At 70.4% G+C, this 16,023-nt stretch carries 17 protein-coding genes and 1 pseudogene; 16 read left to right on the top strand and 2 right to left on the bottom strand.

Translation table 11 applies throughout. The features are described 5' to 3' along the window. The first annotated feature begins 77 nt into the window (after positions 1 to 77). From lepB to dprA, 6 genes are all read left to right on the top strand, one after another. Positions 78 to 851 (top strand): signal peptidase I, encoded by a 774-nt coding sequence (gene lepB, locus RC2_RS09950; protein WP_068150380.1) that lies wholly within the window; start codon positions 78 to 80, stop codon positions 849 to 851. Further along, positions 848 to 1,570, top strand: coding sequence for a ribonuclease HII (locus tag RC2_RS09945; RefSeq protein WP_072681366.1), 723 nt, complete (start codon positions 848 to 850; stop codon positions 1,568 to 1,570). Before lepB ends, RC2_RS09945 begins: the two co-directional genes overlap by 4 nt. Positions 1,571 to 1,577: 7 nt before the next feature. Then, positions 1,578 to 1,883, top strand: coding sequence for a DUF2469 domain-containing protein (locus tag RC2_RS09940; RefSeq protein ID WP_027505026.1), 306 nt, complete (start codon positions 1,578 to 1,580; stop codon positions 1,881 to 1,883). A 198-nt stretch (positions 1,884 to 2,081) separates the two neighbouring features. Then, positions 2,082 to 2,444, top strand: a complete 363-nt coding sequence (locus RC2_RS09935) for a YraN family protein (protein WP_068150383.1) — start codon at positions 2,082 to 2,084, stop codon at positions 2,442 to 2,444. Next, positions 2,444 to 3,973, top strand: coding sequence for a YifB family Mg chelatase-like AAA ATPase (locus RC2_RS09930; RefSeq protein WP_072681364.1), 1,530 nt, complete (start codon positions 2,444 to 2,446; stop codon positions 3,971 to 3,973). Before RC2_RS09935 ends, RC2_RS09930 begins: the two co-directional genes overlap by 1 nt. A 38-nt stretch (positions 3,974 to 4,011) precedes the next feature. After that, the gene (dprA, locus tag RC2_RS09925) at positions 4,012 to 5,109 is read left to right on the top strand and encodes a DNA-processing protein DprA (RefSeq protein ID WP_072681437.1); all 1,098 of its coding nucleotides are present in this window, start codon (positions 4,012 to 4,014) and stop codon (positions 5,107 to 5,109) included. On the opposite strand, the gene RC2_RS09920 is transcribed toward dprA, so the two are convergent. After that, positions 5,035 to 6,357, bottom strand: coding sequence for a DNA cytosine methyltransferase (locus RC2_RS09920; protein WP_072681363.1), 1,323 nt, complete (start codon positions 6,355 to 6,357; stop codon positions 5,035 to 5,037). The two genes, dprA and RC2_RS09920, sit on opposite strands and share 75 nt — an antisense overlap. 251 nt (positions 6,358 to 6,608) lie before the next feature. Between RC2_RS09920 and RC2_RS09915 the strand changes: the two genes are divergently transcribed. From RC2_RS09915 to RC2_RS18435, 4 genes are all read left to right on the top strand, one after another. After that, on the top strand, positions 6,609 to 6,953 hold the full coding sequence (locus RC2_RS09915) for a histone-like nucleoid-structuring protein Lsr2 (RefSeq protein ID WP_068151332.1): 345 nt from the start codon (positions 6,609 to 6,611) through the stop codon (positions 6,951 to 6,953). 113 nt (positions 6,954 to 7,066) lie between these two features. Continuing rightward, a complete protein-coding gene (locus tag RC2_RS09910; RefSeq protein ID WP_068151329.1) occupies positions 7,067 to 7,837 on the top strand; it encodes a siderophore-interacting protein in 771 nt (256 codons plus the stop codon). Between the two features lie 7 nt (positions 7,838 to 7,844). Beyond that, positions 7,845 to 8,735 carry a tyrosine recombinase XerC gene (locus tag RC2_RS09905; RefSeq protein ID WP_068151361.1) on the top strand — a complete coding sequence of 297 codons (891 nt, stop codon included), beginning with the start codon at positions 7,845 to 7,847 and terminating at the stop codon, positions 8,733 to 8,735. A gap of 451 nt (positions 8,736 to 9,186) precedes the next feature. After that, positions 9,187 to 10,194 (top strand): MinD/ParA family ATP-binding protein, encoded by a 1,008-nt coding sequence (locus RC2_RS18435; protein ID WP_371828704.1) that lies wholly within the window; start codon positions 9,187 to 9,189, stop codon positions 10,192 to 10,194. A 121-nt stretch (positions 10,195 to 10,315) separates the two neighbouring features. Here RC2_RS18435 and RC2_RS09895 read toward each other — a convergent pair. Next, positions 10,316 to 10,726: pseudogene (locus RC2_RS09895) on the bottom strand (peptidoglycan DD-metalloendopeptidase family protein); the annotation flags it as partial. Positions 10,727 to 11,044: 318 nt separating this feature from the next. Here RC2_RS09895 and rpsB point away from each other — a divergent pair. From rpsB to RC2_RS09865, 6 genes are all read left to right on the top strand, one after another. Continuing rightward, positions 11,045 to 11,941 carry a 30S ribosomal protein S2 gene (gene rpsB, locus RC2_RS09890; protein ID WP_068151358.1) on the top strand — a complete coding sequence of 299 codons (897 nt, stop codon included), beginning with the start codon at positions 11,045 to 11,047 and terminating at the stop codon, positions 11,939 to 11,941. 137 nt (positions 11,942 to 12,078) lie between these two features. Beyond that, positions 12,079 to 12,903, top strand: a complete 825-nt coding sequence (tsf, locus tag RC2_RS09885; RefSeq protein WP_068151326.1) for a translation elongation factor Ts — start codon at positions 12,079 to 12,081, stop codon at positions 12,901 to 12,903. Positions 12,904 to 13,071: 168 nt separating this feature from the next. Further along, positions 13,072 to 13,794, top strand: a complete 723-nt coding sequence (gene pyrH / locus RC2_RS09880) for a UMP kinase (RefSeq protein ID WP_068151321.1) — start codon at positions 13,072 to 13,074, stop codon at positions 13,792 to 13,794. A 51-nt stretch (positions 13,795 to 13,845) separates the two neighbouring features. After that, a complete protein-coding gene (gene frr, locus RC2_RS09875) occupies positions 13,846 to 14,403 on the top strand; it encodes a ribosome recycling factor (protein ID WP_068151319.1) in 558 nt (185 codons plus the stop codon). Then, the gene (locus RC2_RS09870) at positions 14,400 to 15,284 is read left to right on the top strand and encodes a phosphatidate cytidylyltransferase (RefSeq protein WP_082895679.1); all 885 of its coding nucleotides are present in this window, start codon (positions 14,400 to 14,402) and stop codon (positions 15,282 to 15,284) included. Before frr ends, RC2_RS09870 begins: the two co-directional genes overlap by 4 nt. Next, a complete protein-coding gene (locus tag RC2_RS09865; RefSeq protein ID WP_068151317.1) occupies positions 15,268 to 16,008 on the top strand; it encodes a class I SAM-dependent methyltransferase in 741 nt (246 codons plus the stop codon). Before RC2_RS09870 ends, RC2_RS09865 begins: the two co-directional genes overlap by 17 nt. Positions 16,009 to 16,023: the final 15 nt, after the last annotated feature.

Below are 16,023 nucleotides of genomic sequence, written 5' to 3'. Positions count from 1 at the left end.
TGTCGGGGGTCGGGCGGCCCGGCCGCATCCTGCCCCGTCGTTGGTGACCCCGTCCGACGCGCGGTTAGTGTGTACGCGTGACGGACTCGCAGACCCCGGTACCCGGACACGACGAGGACGACCGGCGGTCCCGACGTTCGGAGAAGAAGCAGCGCTCGTTCTGGCGTGAACTGCCCATCCTCGTTCTGGTCGCGTTGGTTCTGAGTTTCCTGCTGCAGACGTTCGTCGCGCGGGTCTACCTGATTCCCTCGGAATCGATGGAACCGACGCTGCACGGGTGCAACGGGTGCACGGGCGACCGCATCGTGGTGGAGAAAGTGTCCTACCGATTCGGCGATCCGCAGCCCGGCGACGTCGTCGTCTTCCGTGGTCCGCCGTCGTGGGACGGCGACTTCGTCTCGACGCGGTCGTCGAACGTCGTGGTCCGCGGCGCCCAGGAACTGGGGTCGCTGGTCGGACTGGTCGCTCCGGACGAGAACGATCTGGTGAAGCGCGTCATCGCGACGGGAGGCCAGACCGTCGAGTGCTGCGACGAGCAGGGGCGCGTTCTGGTGGACGGTCGGCCGCTCGACGAGCCCTACATCACCATGGACTTCGACTTCGTCCCGAACTCTCTGACATGTGACACTCCCATTCGCTCGGGCCGCTGCTTCGGGCCGGTCACCGTGCCGGAGGGCAACGTCTGGGTGATGGGGGACAACCGCAGCAACTCCGCGGACTCCCGTTTCCACGTCGCGGACGAGCTGCAGGGCACGGTGCCGGTGGACAACGTCATCGGCAAGGCGCAGGCCATCGTCCTTCCGCCGGGACGGTGGGGCCTCATCGACGATCCGGACATTCAGCAGCGGTGACGACGCTCGTCCGGCTCTCCCGTACCTCGTGGCCGCCCCGCACGGTGATCCGGCGTGCCGGCGGCCTGCGCACCATGGAGTCGGCCCTGGTCCGCAGCGGGCTCGGGCCGGTCGCGGGCGTGGACGAGGCAGGACGAGGCGCGTGTGCGGGTCCGCTGGTCGTCGCGGCCTGCATTCTCGGTGATCGTGCGCGTGCGGCCCTGGACACGATCGACGACTCCAAGAAGCTCAGCGAACCGACCCGGGAAGCGTTGTTCCCGAAGGTCATTCGGTGGGCCACGGCGTACGCGATCGTCACCGTCCCGGCGGCGGAGATCGACCGCATCGGCATCCACGTGGCCAACATCGAGGGCATGCGGCGCGCGGTCGCCGGCCTGTCGGTCGAGCCGGGGTACGTCCTCACCGACGGGTTCCGGGTGCCCGGTCTGCCCGTGCCGTCGTTGCCGGTGATCGGGGGCGACGCCACCGCGGCGTGCATCGCCGCCGCCAGTGTGCTGGCCAAGGTTCATCGCGACCGCATCATGCGCCGCCTCGACGCCGAGCTGCCCGGGTACGGGTTCGCGGTGCACAAGGGGTACAACACCGCCGCCCACACCGACGCGCTCGCACGCCTCGGGCCGTGCGACGACCACCGCCGCTCGTGGGCCAACGTCGCCGGCGTGACGGAGCGAGCGACAAGCGCGGGTCGGTGGCGCTCGCAGGTGGTGGATGCGGGATGATGAAGCCATGAGTGCCGAGGATCTCGAGAAGTACGAAACCGAGATGGAGTTGTCGCTGTATCGCGAATACCGCGACATCGTCGGCCAGTTCACCTACGTGGTGGAGACCGAGCGACGCTTCTACCTCGCCAACTCCGTCGAGATGATTCCGCGGAACGCCGACGGCGAGATCTACTTCGAGGTGCGGATGTCCGACGCCTGGGTGTGGGACATGTACCGGCCCGCGCGCTTCGTCAAACACGTCCGGGTGATCACGTTCAAGGACGTGAACATCGAGGAGCTCGACAAGCCGGATCTGCGTCTGCCGGAGTAATCGGTTCTCCACAGGCCCGGGTTCGTCCCCGGGTCGAGTGTTCGCCCAGGTGACGCGACGGTCCGCGTCGCCGCCGTCGGCCACTGTGTCGCTCGCGTACCGAGAGTCGGTGCGGACGAGGGGCGGACACGCGTGGGTAGGAATGCGAACACGGCCGGAAACGGCCGGCAGGTCGAACACCGGCAGGTCGAGGACAGGGTGGCCCGACCGGCCACGCGGGACCTGGGGCGGCTCGGGGAGGACGCCGCGGCGTCCTTCCTGACGGCGATCGGGTTGGACGTGCTGGCCCGCAACTGGCGCTGCCGACACGGCGAGATCGACCTCGTCGCCGCCGACGGCACCACCGTGATCTTCGTCGAGGTCAAGACCCGCTCCGGAACCGCGTTCGGCACCCCGGCCGAGGCGGTGACGCCGGCGAAGGCGGCGCGGCTCCATCGCTTGGCCGGACTCTGGCTCGCCGAGCGGTCCGGCCCGTGGGTGCCGGTGCGCTTCGACATCGTCGAGGTGCTGGTCTCCGACGGCATGGAACCGCGCATCACGCATCTGCCGGGCGCGTTCTGATGGCGCTCGGTCGCGCGTTCTCGGTCGCCGTCACCGGGATCGACGGCGTGCTCGTCGAGATCGAGGCCGACGTGGGGCGCGGGCTGCCGGGTGTGCACGTGGTCGGTCTGCCCGACACCGCGCTGCAGGAATCGCGGGATCGCGTGCGCGCCGCGGTCAGCAACTCCGGACAGGACTGGCCGGTGTCGAAGGTGGTGCTGGCGCTGTCGCCGGCGACGCTGCCGAAGATGGGGTCCGTCTACGACCTGGCGATGGCCTGCGCGGTGCTCGGCGCCGCGCGGGTGGTACCGGCCGAGCCTCTGCTCTCGACCGTGTTGCTGGGGGAGTTGGCCCTCGACGGACGCGTGCGCTCCGTCCGGGGGATCCTGCCGGCGGTGTTGGCGGCGCGACGGGCGGACCGACACCGTGTGATCGTGCCGACCGACAGCCTGGCCGAGGCGGGATTGGTGAGCGGCATCGAGGTACGCGGCGCGGCGCACCTGCGCGAGGTGGTCGAGTGGCTGCGTGGGCGCGGTGACCTCGCCACCCCGGAGTGCGTGGCCGACCCGGGTGGGGACGACCACGCGGACCTGGCCGACGTGGTGGGTCAGGCCGAGGCGCGGTGGGCCGTCGAGGTGGCCGCGGCCGGCGCCCACCACCTCATGCTCACCGGGCCGCCCGGGGTCGGGAAGACGATGCTCGCCGGGCGTCTTCCGGGTCTGCTGCCGCCGCTCACCGAAGAGCAGTCGCTCGAGGTGACCGCCGTCCACTCGGTGGCGGGGACGCTCACGCCCGAGCGGCCGCTGGTCACCTCGGCGCCGTTCGTCGCGCCGCACCACACCAGCTCGGTGGCGTCTCTGGTCGGCGGCGGCAGCGGACTGGCGAGACCGGGCGCGGTCAGTCGCGCGCATCACGGGGTCCTGTTCCTCGACGAATGCGCCGAGATGTCCGTGCGGGTTCTCGAAGCCCTCCGGACGCCGCTCGAGGACGGCGAGGTCCGCATCGCGCGTCGGGACGGCGTCGCACGCTATCCCGCCCGGTTCCAACTGGTGCTCGCCGCGAATCCGTGTCCGTGCGCGGCGCCGCGCGCGGTCGCGTGTGTCTGCCCTCCGGCGGCTCGGCGTCGCTATCTGGGGAAGCTGTCGGGGCCCTTGCTCGATCGCGTGGACCTGCGCCTCGGGTTGCAGGCCGATGCGGGCGGGTTGCTCGCCGATGGGCCGGGGGAGAGCTCGGCCGCGGTGCGCACGCGGGTCGCCGACGCCCGGTCCGCGGCCCGTGACCGCTGGCGCGATCACGGGTGGAACACCAACGCCGAGGTGCCGGGTTCCGCGCTGCGACAACGATTTCGACTCTCGCGCGAGGCGTTGGCGCCGGTGGAGCGTGCCTTGCGGCGCGGGGCGATCACCGCACGCGGGGCGGATCGCATCCTTCGGGTGGCGTGGACGTTGGCGGATCTGCAGGGCGCCGTGGTTCCGGAGGTCGACTGCGTGGTGTCGGCGATGTCGTTTCGTGAGCAGGTCTCGCTCGGCTCGGCGGGGGTGGGGGCGTGACGACGGATCGGGAACGGACCGCATGGGCGTATCTGTCGATGGTGGCGTTGGGTCCGTCGCCGGAGCTGGAGAAGCTCGTCACCGAGCGGGGGGTGCTGGGCGCCGCGGATGCGGTGCGGGTGGGGGACGTGCCGGCGAGAATCCGCGAGCGGATGGCGGCGCGGGCCGGGGTGGACCCGATCGAGGCGACGGCGACGCTGGCGCGGCTGGGCGGCCGATTGGTGGTGCGGACCGATGCGGAGTGGCCGTCGTGGCGGCTCACGGCGTTGGATCGGCTCGATCCGGTGGCACGACGGGACGCGGCGGCGCCGTTGGCGTTGTGGGTGCGGGGGTCGGCGAACCTCGCGTCGTCCACCGAGCAGGCGGTGGCGGTGGTCGGCACGCGGGCGGCGACGTCCTACGGCGATCACGTGACGGCGGAGATCGCAGGCGACCTGGCGGTGGACGGGTGGACGGTGGTCTCGGGCGCCGCGTACGGCATCGACGGGGCAGCGCACCGGGCGGCGCTCGGCGTGGGTGGCACCACGATCGCGGTTCTGGCCTGTGGGGTGGACCGGGCGTACCCGGCCGGGCACACGCGCCTGCTCGAGCGCATCGCGGAGCAGGGTGCGGTCGTGAGCGAGTACCCACCCGGGACCACGCCGGCGCGATACCGGTTCCTGGCCCGGAACCGACTGGTCGCCGCGCTGGCGGACGGTGTCGTGGTGGTGGAGGCGGGGTGGCGCAGTGGTGCGCGCAACACCGCGTCGTGGGCGCGCGCCGTGGGGCGGCCGGTGGTGGCGGTGCCGGGGCCGGTGACGTCGGCGTCGTCCGCGGGGTGTCATCGGATGATCCGAGAGGGCGAGGCGGTGTTGGTGACCGGAGCGCAGGACGTCGTCGCCGAGATCGGCCCGGTCGGGTCGGAGATGGGTGCGTCGGACGAGCGGGACTCGCTCTTCGGTCGGCGGCTCGATGCGTTGCCGGAGACGGCGGCGCGGACCCTCGACGCGTTGCCGACCGCGGGGGCGGTGCAGCCGGAGGAGGTGTCGGTGACGTCCGGGATTCCGGTGGCCGCGGTGCGGTCAGCGCTGGTGGTCCTCGAGGTCGAGGGGTACGCGCGCCGGGGGCGGTCCGGCTGGGTCCGGGTGTCCGGATGAGAGCGACTCGGCCTCGATGTCCTCCACCCGCAGCGAGGTGCCGGCGAGCACGGCGTCGTGCGGGGTCGGCATGTGCGTGTGGTCGTCGCCGAGGATCCACGCGGCGATCGTGGCCAGTTGGGCGGAGATCAGCGGTGGAACGGCGTCCCCGATGTGGCGGTACATGTTGGACAGGGAGCGGGCGCGGAACCGGTAGTCCGCGGGAAAGCCGTTGAGCAGAGCCAGCTCTCGTACGGTGCAGAGTCGGTCCTGTTCGGGGTGGGTGTATCGCCCGTTGCCGAAGTGGCCGCACTCGCGTTTGACGGTGGGCGCCGGCCGATCCCACCACAGGCGCCCGTAGACGTCGGGATGCGACCCGAGGCGGCCCGCGGCGATCGAGCGGCGCATCGCAGGCGTCAGGTGCTCCTCGCCGCCCGGCGTCGACCGGAGATCGAGCCAGGATCCGCCGTCGTGCGGAATGGCGCGCAGGCGCCGACGGGTGGATTCCCGACCGATGCTGGGCGAGACGTGCAGGGAATCGTCGGGGTGGGCGACACCCGCCTCGACGGGGGGCAGTGCGGCGATCGCGCGCCGCACGGTCACCGCGTCCGGTCGAACACGCCAGCCGGTCCACAGATCCGACAGCGTCATCAGCGGACGGTCGCCGCGCACCGCGACGACGACCGATCGCTCCCGCTTCTGGGGCAACCCGAGATCGGAGAGCATGTGCACGGAGGCGTCGACGGTGTACCCGTCGTCCTCGAGGCGGCGCCGCAGGGCGTCGAGATGACCCCGGAAATTCCCCCCGACCAATTCGCGCGCGTTCTCCATCACGACGACCGCGGGACGGAACTCACGGGCGACGTCCGCGACGCGGGCGACCAGTGAATTGCGGGGATCGTCGCGAGCATGGTTGGTGGGATTCGCGCGCGAGAACCCGGTGCAGGGTGGACAGGCGCTGAGGACGTCCAGGGGTCGGCCGGCGAGCGCGGGTGCGATCAGGTCCGACAACTCCCGGGCGGAAATGGTGCCGAGGTCCACCGCATGCGGGGCTCGTCCGATATTCGCGGCGTAGGACGAATTGCATTCGAGCGACCCGCGGGTGCTGGACGGTTTTCCAAGTTGCGCGTCCACGGCACCGACCACCTCGAAGCCGCCCTGGCGGTGAAAACCGCAACTCATCCCGCCCGATCCGCTGAACAGGTCCAGAAAAGTGTGTCGTCGGCCCGGAACGTAACGACCGGTCGGCGCAAATACGTTCTGCGCCATGCCCTCGGTCCCTTCGCCCGCCCGCCGTCGTCGACGCGGACGGTGGTGCGTGAGGTGCAGTTTACCGGGGCCCGTCGATCGCCTTCGCGATCGGTTCCCCGATCGGCGGTCGTCGGCGCTCGGACAATGCAACGGCTGTTGCACGCGAATTTCGTGAAACCGTCTCGAATCGGCGTGACCGGATCCGCTGATCGGTGCGTTCGTCTGTTATCTTCGAATGAATTCACGGGGTCACGGACGAGGAGCGAAAAATGGCGCGACGGACGACGGTGCAAATGATCGACGATGTCGACGGCTCGTTGATCAAGGACGGTCAGGGTGAAACGGTCGAGTTCTCCGTCGGCGGGGTCTCCTACTCGATCGACCTGAATCACAAGCACGCGAACGAGTTGTACGACCAATTCGCTTTCTGGATCGAGCACGCCGAAAAGGTCGGTGGACGGAAGACGCGTCGCGCGTCGGGATCGGGCGGGTCGAGCAAGAGTCGGCAGAACCTGAGCGAGGTGCGCGCCTGGGCGAAGGAGAACGGGTTCGAGGTCTCGACCCGCGGCCGCATCAGTCAGGAGATCCAGGACGCGTACGACGCCGCGCACTGACGCGTACGCTGCTGCGCGCCGATGCCGCGGCCGCGCCGCGTGCGCTAGGGTCGAGTGAGACTTAGGTAAGGCTTACTCGGCTGTGCACATGGCGCGGCCCGATCGGAGAACACGTGGCACGTCGCATCACCACCCTGACCGTTCGGCGCACCGAGAAGGTGGCCGACCACCTCGTTCGTGTGGTGCTCGGTGATCCCGGATTCGACGAGTTCGAACCCAGCGAGTTCACGGACGGCTACGTGAAGCTGCACTTCGACGTCGCGGGGGAGACGGTGCTGCGCACCTACACGGTGAGCGAGGTCGACCGCGCCGCGCGCGAGATCGCCATCGACTTCGTCGTCCACGGCGAGTCGGGCGTCGCCGGCCCCTGGGCGTCGAGCGCACAACCGGGGCAGCGTCTCTCGTTCTACGGCCCCGCCGGCGCCTACGCCCCGCGCGAGGACGCCGCGTGGCATCTGCTCGCCGCCGACGAGACCGGACTCCCCGCGCTCGCCGCCGCGCTCCGCGCGATGCCCGAGGACGCCCGCGGGGTGGCCGTCGTGGAGGTGGCCGGGCCGGGGGACCGCCTGCCGATCACCGCCCCCGCCGGTGTCGAGGTGCAGTGGGTGTACCGGGGCGCGTCCGCGGACGTGGCGCCGGAGAACGTCGTCGGCGGCCACGCCCCGTTGGTGGCCGCCGTGCGCGCCGTCGAGTGGCGACCGGGCCCGGTGCAGGTCTTCGTGCACGGTGAGGCCGACGCGGTCATGCACCACATCCGTCCCTACGTGCGCCGTGAGCGTGGCGTTCCCGCCGAGTGGGCCTCCGTGTCGGGATACTGGCGGCGTGGTCGCACCGAAGAGGGATTCCGCACGTGGAAGAAGGACCTCGCGGCAGCCGAGGCCTGAGTCCCGCCTGCTGGCGCGGTTCGCCGATCACCTGACCTACCGGCGAGGTCGATCGGCGCACACCGTCCGCGCGTACCTCTCCGACGTCGAGTCGCTCTTCGCGTTCCTCGAGGTGGATCCCGACGGCGAACTCGACGAGGTGGTGACCCGGCGCGCGCTGCGCGCCTGGCTCGCCGACGTCTCGCGTCGGTCGGCCCGCACCACCGTGGCCCGACGGGTGAGTTCGGTGCGCACCTTCACGGCATGGCTCGCCGAGTCCGAGATCATCGCGACCGATCCGGGCGCGTCCCTCGCGGCACCGGCCGCGCATCGCACGCTGCCGGGGGTGCTGCGGGCCGGAGAGGCCGCGGAGGCCCTGTCCGCGGCGGCGCTCGGAGCCGAGCAGCATGACCCGCTCGCTCTGCGTGATCATCTGATCGTGGAGTTGCTGTACGCCACCGGCATTCGGGTGGGGGAACTCTGCGGTCTGGACGTCGACGACGTCGACCGGGACCGACGGGTGGTCCGGGTGCTGGGCAAGGGCGACCGGGAACGTGTCGTGCCGTTCGGGGTGCCGGCCGAGCGTGCGCTGTCAGTGTGGCTCGACAGTGGTCGCCCGTCGCTCGCGACTCCGCGATCGGGGAGCGCTCTGCTCCTCGGCGCGCGCGGGGGGCGCCTCGATCAGCGTCAGGCGAGAACCGTCGTGCATCGAGTTCTCGACGCCGTTCCCGGGGCGCCCGACCTCGGACCGCACGGATTGCGCCATTCCGCGGCGACGCATCTGCTCGAGGGTGGAGCGGACCTCCGAGTGGTTCAGGAGTTGCTCGGTCACGCCTCCCTCGCGACGACGCAGCTCTACACCCACGTGTCGGTCGATCGGTTGCGCGCCGTGCACGACCGGGCGCATCCCCGCGCCTGACCGTTCCCGAATGGCACGAATCGCCGGTCGAGGTGCGCCGACGTGCCTTTTGGTAGCGTTCCGTCTCGACGGGGGCGCGCACCGGGGGGCAGCGCCGAGACCCACGAGGGGAGGCGTGATGACCCGATTCGACCCGACCCGATTCGACGCGGCGGACGGGACGTGGCTGCCACCCGAACCGGCCGACCCGCCGGCGTCGAATTCCCGCGACGGCGATCGCTCCGGGGCCGATCGTGCCGCGCACGGCTCCGATTCTCCCTACGGCTCCGATCCGCTCGGCTCCGGCCCGTACGGGTACGACCCGCTCGGATCGACGTCGTCCGCCAACGGCGGGCCCGCCACGACCGATGCCGACCCCTACGGCGCGAACCGTGCGGGCGAGGGACGTCCCCCGGCCGATCGCCCGTTCGATCGTCCTGCTCCGGATCCCGCGTCTCGACCGTCCGCGCCGCTGGGCAGCTCCTCACCGGGTGCAGGTCCGGGCCTGCAGGCCGCGGGTCCGCGCCGCGCCGCGCCGGCCCTCGACCGCACCGCGCCGACCACGGCAGGGTCGACGTCGTCCGGTGTGTGGCGGCGGGCCGTCGACACGATGCTCGGCCGACGAGCGTCGGCAGCCGAGGTCCGTCGCCAGAACCTCCACGATCGCATCACCCAGCCGGTGACCGGCGACTACCGCATCGCGTTGCTCTCCCTCAAGGGTGGCGTCGGCAAGACCACCGTCACGGTCGGACTGGGATCGGTGCTCGCATCGCTCCGCGGCGACAACGTGGTCGCAGTGGACGCGAACCCGGACTTCGGCACGCTGGGCGAGCGGGTTCCGCGGCAGACCACCTCGACCGTGCGCGATCTCCTGGCCGCACGCCCCTACATCCGCAGCTACGCCGACGTTCGCCTGCACACGTCGCAGTCGTCGTCCCGCCTCGAGGTGGTGGCGGGCGAACGGGATCCGGCCGCGTCGGAGGCGTTCACGGACCGGGACTACCGCGCAGTGGTGGAGACTCTCTGCACCCACTACGGCATCGTTCTCACGGACTGCGGCACCGGCATCATGCATTCCGCCATGGACGGGGTGCTCTCGCTCGCGCACGCGTTGGTCCTGGTCAGCTCACCCGCGGTCGACGGAGCCCGCAGCGCCGCCGCCACGCTCGACTGGTTGGGCCTGCACGGCTACGCGCACCTGGTCGAGCGCACGGTGGTGGTCGTGAGCGCGAACCGGCCGGGTGCCGCGAGCATCGACATGGAGGAACTCACCCGGCACTTCCTGGCGCGATGCCGCGCCGTCGTGGTGATCCCGTTCGACGAGCACCTCGCGGAAGGGTCCGTCGTCGAACTCGACCGGCTCCGGCCGCGCACCCGCGACGCCTTCGTCGAGCTCGCGGCGATGATGGCCGACGACTTCCCGGCCGCCGGTGGTCGTCACGCGGTTCCCGCTGCCCCCGACGGTCTGCGTACCTGGTGATCGCCCGCCGCGACGTCGCAGGCGGCTTCAACCGGATCGTGGTTCCGCGCAGGAGCGACGCCGGGTCGACGTAGGTGTCACCGCGTCGGGCGCCCCAGTGCAGGCAGCGCGCCACGGGACAGGACGCGTGGCCGTCCTCGAGCACGGCGATCGGGTGTCCCCCGCGAACGCGGGTGCCGCGGGCGACGAGGGGCCGAACGGGTTCGTACGTGGTGCGGATGTCGCCGTGGTCGAGCGTGACCACGCCACGACCGGCCACGAGGCCGGCGAACACGACCACTCCGTCGCCCGCGGCGAGCACCGTCGGTCCCGCGGTGGAACCGCCGTCGAGGTCGAGTCCGCGGTGACCGGCCAGCCACCGCTCCGGCGGCGGCGTGAACGGGGTGACGACGGCGGGTCGCGGATCCAACGGCCAGCGGAACGGGTGCGGGTCCGCCTCGGCAGGACCGACCGCGAGTGCGAGCAGAACGAGTGGGAGAACCGTCCCGAATCGTGCGGCGGACCGGGCGGCGGCGTGCGCGAGAATCGGCATGGCCGTCACGGTGCCCGTCGACGACGGGTCGGCGGCGCCGCGCGAGCCGGCCCGGGGACGGGCGGGTCCGGTGTGGAGAGCCCGGGGATGCCCGGTTATGACCTGCGGCGAACCCGTCGTACACTGATCGATGCGACCTGTCCGTACAGGTCGACTTCGCGCGCTCGTCGCACCCGGCCATCGCTCGGGTACGTGTTCGTCGGCTGGTCCCGTCTCTCACGGGTTCCGGCGAACGGCGAGCGCCAGGGCACGGATCACCTCGACCCTCGCGGGTCGAACGCCGTGCATCAACCGGCAGAGAAAGAGAGACGCACAGCCATGGCTGTTGTGACCATGAAGCAGCTGCTCGACAGCGGCGCGCACTTCGGGCATCAGACCCGCCGTTGGAACCCGAAGATGAAGCGATTCATCTTCACCGACCGCAACGGCATCTACATCATCGACCTGCAGCAGACGCTGACGTACATCGACAAGGCGTACGAGTTCGTCAAGGAGACCGTGGCCCACGGCGGCACCGTCCTCTTCGTCGGCACCAAGAAGCAGGCTCAGGAATCGATCGCGGCCGAGGCCACCCGCGTGGGCATGCCCTACGTGAACCAGCGCTGGCTCGGCGGCATGCTCACCAACTTCTCCACCGTGCACAAGCGCCTGCAGCGCCTCAAGGAGCTCGAGGCGATGGAGCAGACCGGTGGATTCGAGGGTCGTACCAAGAAGGAAATCCTCATGCTCACGCGTGAGATGACCAAGCTGGATCGCACCCTCGGTGGTATCCGGGACATGGCCAAGGTGCCCTCGGCCGTGTGGGTCGTCGACACCAACAAGGAGCACATCGCCGTCGGCGAGGCTCGCAAGCTGAACATCCCGGTCATCGCGATCCTGGACACCAACTGCGACCCCGACGTGGTCGACTACCCGATTCCGGGTAACGACGACGCGATTCGCTCCGCTGCGCTGCTCACCAAGGTCGTGGCGTCCGCCGTGGCCGAGGGCGTGCAGGCCCGTGCCGGCCGCAACTCCGGCGCGGACGACAAGCCCGAGGTCGGCGCCGGCGAGCCCCTCGCCGAGTGGGAGCTCGAGCAGCTCGCTCAGGCCTCCCCGGCCGCCGAGGCCACGCAGCAGGCCGCTGCGGACACCCCGGCCGCGACGGACGCTCCGGTCACGGACGCTCCCGCCGCCGACGCCCCCGCTGCGGACGCGTCGAACGCACAGAGCTGATGCCCGACGAGACCCGGCGCGCCCCTCGGGGGACGCCGGGTCTCGTTGTGTGTCACCCCGCGTTCACCCCGGTGTGAGACACCGGGACCGGTTCTTCTCGATCTTTCACTCGAACTTCTACTGGGAGGCTGGACCAGATGGCGAACTACACCGCCGCCGACGTCAAGCGGCTCCGTGAGCTGACCGGCTCCGGGATGCTGGACTGCAAGAACGCACTCGCCGACAACGACGGCGACTTCGACAAGGCCGTCGAGCAGCTGCGTATCAAGGGTGCGAAGGACGTCGGCAAGCGTGCCGAGCGCTCCACCGCCGAGGGACTGGTCGTGGCCAAGGACGGCGTCCTGGTCGAGATCAACTCCGAGACCGACTTCGTCGCCAAGAACGAGGAGTTCCAGGCGTTCGCGCAGTCCGTGGCGGACGTCGCGGCGCAGGGCAAGCCGGCCGACGTCGATGCGCTGAAGGCGCTCGACCTGAACGGCAAGACCGTCGACACCGCGCTGCAGGAGCTCTCGGCCAAGATCGGCGAGAAGCTCGAGATCCGTCGCGTCGTCTCCTTCGACGGCCCGGTCGCGACCTACCTGCACAAGCGCAGTGCGGACCTGCCGCCCGCCGTCGGCGTGCTCGTCGAGTACACCGGTGAGGGCGACGCCGCAGCGGAGGCCGCTCGCGGTGCCGCGATGCAGGTGGCCGCGCTCAAGGCCAAGTACGTCACGCGCGACGAGGTCCCCGAGGACATCGTCGAGGGCGAGCGTCGCATCGCCGAGCAGACCGCTCGCGAGGAGGGCAAGCCCGAGGCGGCGCTGCCCAAGATCGTCGAGGGGCGCGTCAACGGCTACTACAAGGACGTGGTGCTCACCGAGCAGTCGTCCGTGCAGGACAGCAAGAAGTCGGTCAAGGCGATGCTGGCGGACGCCGGCGTCACCATCACTCGCTTCGTGCGCTTCGAGGTCGGCTCCAACTGACCCGACGGTCGTAGCGGAACCGACACGGACAGCGTCGACGGTGCCGTCCACTCACTGCGAGTGGGCGGCACCGTCCGCTGTGGAGGCCGGGCGGCGCCGCCGACCCACCGGCCCATGGGGCAAGATGCCCTGGAGGCACCCGAATCCACGACGGACAGGAGAGGCATCGTGACCGACGAGACGGCGCGACCCGGTTTCCGACGAGTGTTGCTCAAGCTCGGCGGCGAGATGTTCGGTGGCGGACAGGTCGGTCTCGACCCCGACGTCGTGCAGAAGGTGGCCGAGGAGATCGCCGAGGTCGTCCGGTCCGGCGCCCAGGTCGCCGTGGTCATCGGCGGTGGCAACTTCTTCCGCGGCGCCGAGCTCCAGGTCCGCGGGATGGACCGCTCCCGGTCGGACTACATGGGCATGCTCGGCACCGTCATGAACTGCCTGGCGCTGCAAGACTTCCTGGAGAAGCAGGGCATCACCACGCGCGTGCAGACCGCCATCACCATGGGTCAGGTCGCCGAGCCGTACATCCCGCTGCGCGCGGAACGCCACCTCGAGAAGGGGCGCGTCGTGATCTTCGGCGCCGGCATGGGCATGCCCTACTTCTCCACCGACACCACCGCCGCGCAACGCGCCCTCGAGATCGGCGCCGAGGTGGTCCTCATGGCCAAGGCGGTCGACGGGGTGTACTCGGCCGACCCGAAGGTGGACCCCGACGCCACGATGTTCACCGAGATCACCCACCGCGAGGTGATCGAGAAGGGTCTGAAGGTCGCGGACGCCACGGCGTTCAGCCTCTGCATGGACAATGGAATGCCGATCATGGTGTTCAATCTGCTCACCGAGGGGAACATCGCACGTGCGGTGGCCGGTGAGAAGATCGGCACGTTGGTCAAGTAGTCATCCGGCCCCGCAGGTGACCGGGCGAGCGAACTATCGGAAGGAACGGTCGTGATCGACGAAGCACTCTTCGATGCCGAGGAGCGAATGGAGAAGGCCGTCTCGGTCGCGCAGGGCGACCTGGCCTCGATCCGGACCGGCCGCGCCAACCCCGGCATGTTCGCGAAGGTCATGGTGGAGTACTACGGCGCCCTGACTCCCATCACGCAGCTCGCGGGAATCAACGTGCCGGAAGCGCGCATGGTGATCGTCAAGCCGTACGAGCAGAGTCAGCTCGGTCCCATCGAGACGGCGATCCGCAATTCGGATCTCGGGGTGAACCCCACGAACGACGGACACATCATCCGTATCTCGGTTCCGCAGCTCACCGAGGAGCGCCGCCGGGAATTCGTCAAGCAGGCCAAGGGCAAGGGCGAGGACGCCAAGGTGTCCATCCGCAACGTCCGCCGCAAGGCGATGGACGAGCTCAAGCGCATCCAGAAGGACGGCGAGGCCGGCGAGGACGACGTGACGCGCGCGGAAGCGGAGCTCGACAAGACGACGTCGAAGTACGTCGCGCAGGTCGAGGAGATCGTGAAGAACAAGGAAGCGGAACTGATGGAGGTATGACCTCCGTGAGCGAACCCGAGCAGGGCGATCCGGCGGCCCGGACGACCACGACTAAGAAGTCCACATCGCGGGCCGGTCGCGATCTGCCGGCTGCCATCGCGGTCGGCGGCGCCCTCGGGGTGATGTTGATCCTCGTCCTGGTGTTCGTCCCCATCGCCTTCGTCGGGGTGGCGGCCATCGCCATCGCCGTCGCGTCGTGGGAGGTCACCAAGCGTCTGCGCGAGGCCGACATCGCCGTCCCGCGCATCCCGCTCATCGTGGGTGGCCAGGTGGTCATCTGGCTGACCCTCCCGTTGGGGGCCACGGGCGCCTTCTCCGCGTTCGGCGCGGCGGTGCTGGTCATCATGGTGTGGCGGTTGCTCTCCGGCGGGCTTCACGAGGCGCCGAGGAACTACCTGCGCGACTGCGCCGTGTCGATCTTCGTGCTGTCCTGGCTCCCGCTCTTCGGGGCGTTCGCGGCGCTGCTGTGTCAGGGCGACGACGGTGGTGCCCGAGTCCTGGTGCTCATGATTGCGGTGGTCTGTTCCGACGTCGGCGGCTACGCGGCCGGCGTCCTCTTCGGTCGCCATCCCATGGCCCCCGCGATCAGCCCGAAGAAGTCCTGGGAGGGCCTCGCCGGGTCCCTCCTGCTCTGCGTCGTCGGGTCGGCATCGACGGTGGCGTTCCTGCTCGACGCGAACCCGCTGATCGGCGTCCTCCTCGGTGTGTTGGTCGTCTTCTCCGCGACGTTGGGCGATCTGGTCGAGTCCCAGGTCAAGCGCGACCTCGGCATCAAGGACATGGGCACCATGCTCCCCGGGCACGGCGGACTCATGGACCGACTGGATTCGGTGCTGCCGTCGGTCCTGGTCACCTGGCTGGTCCTTGCCGCGTTCGTCTGAGGACCGGTCGGCGGTCGTACCGAGCCCGAACATCTGGCGATGGCCGGACGTCTACGAGGCCGAGAATCGCGCGCAGGATCCCGACGGCGCCGTCGAGAGCGTGCTCCGCGACGTGGCGTCGTGGACGGGACGCGACGTCGTGGACGTCGGATGCGGAGCCGGATTCCATCTGCCGATGTTCGCGGCCGACGCTCGACGCGTCGTCGGGGTCGAGCCGCATCCGCCGCTGGTCGCGCGCGCCCGCCGCCGCACCGCCCACCTGAGTCACGTGCGTGTGACCGAGGGGCGAGCGGACGCACTGCCCCTCGAGGACGCGTCGGTGGACGTGGTCCACGCGCGCACGGCGTACTTCTTCGGCCCCGGGTGCGGGCCGGGTATCGCCGAGGCCATGCGTGTGCTGCGTCCGGGTGGGGCCCTGGTGATCGTCGATCTGGACGCCACCGTGCCTCCGTACGGCGACTGGATGCGGCGCGACCTGCCCCGCTACGACCCGGCCGCTGTCGAGCGGTTCTTCGCCGCCCAGGGTTTCGAGGACCGTCGAGTTCGGACTCGGTGGGTCTTCGACGACCGCCGGACGCTCGACGCGGTAATCGGCATCGAGTTCTCGCGTGCCGTGGCCGACCGCGCCCGGCGCGAGATCGCCGGCACCACCGTGGAGGTCGGCTACCGCATCCACGTCCGCCGAAGAACGACGCTCGACCGCGCCCGAGGTACTACGGTCTGATGCTGGTCGATCACT

Source organism: Rhodococcoides corynebacterioides NBRC 14404, from assembly GCF_001894765.1.
Taxonomy (GTDB): domain Bacteria; phylum Actinomycetota; class Actinomycetes; order Mycobacteriales; family Mycobacteriaceae; genus Rhodococcoides; species Rhodococcoides corynebacterioides.
This window is presented reverse-complemented; position numbering and strand designations above follow the sequence as displayed.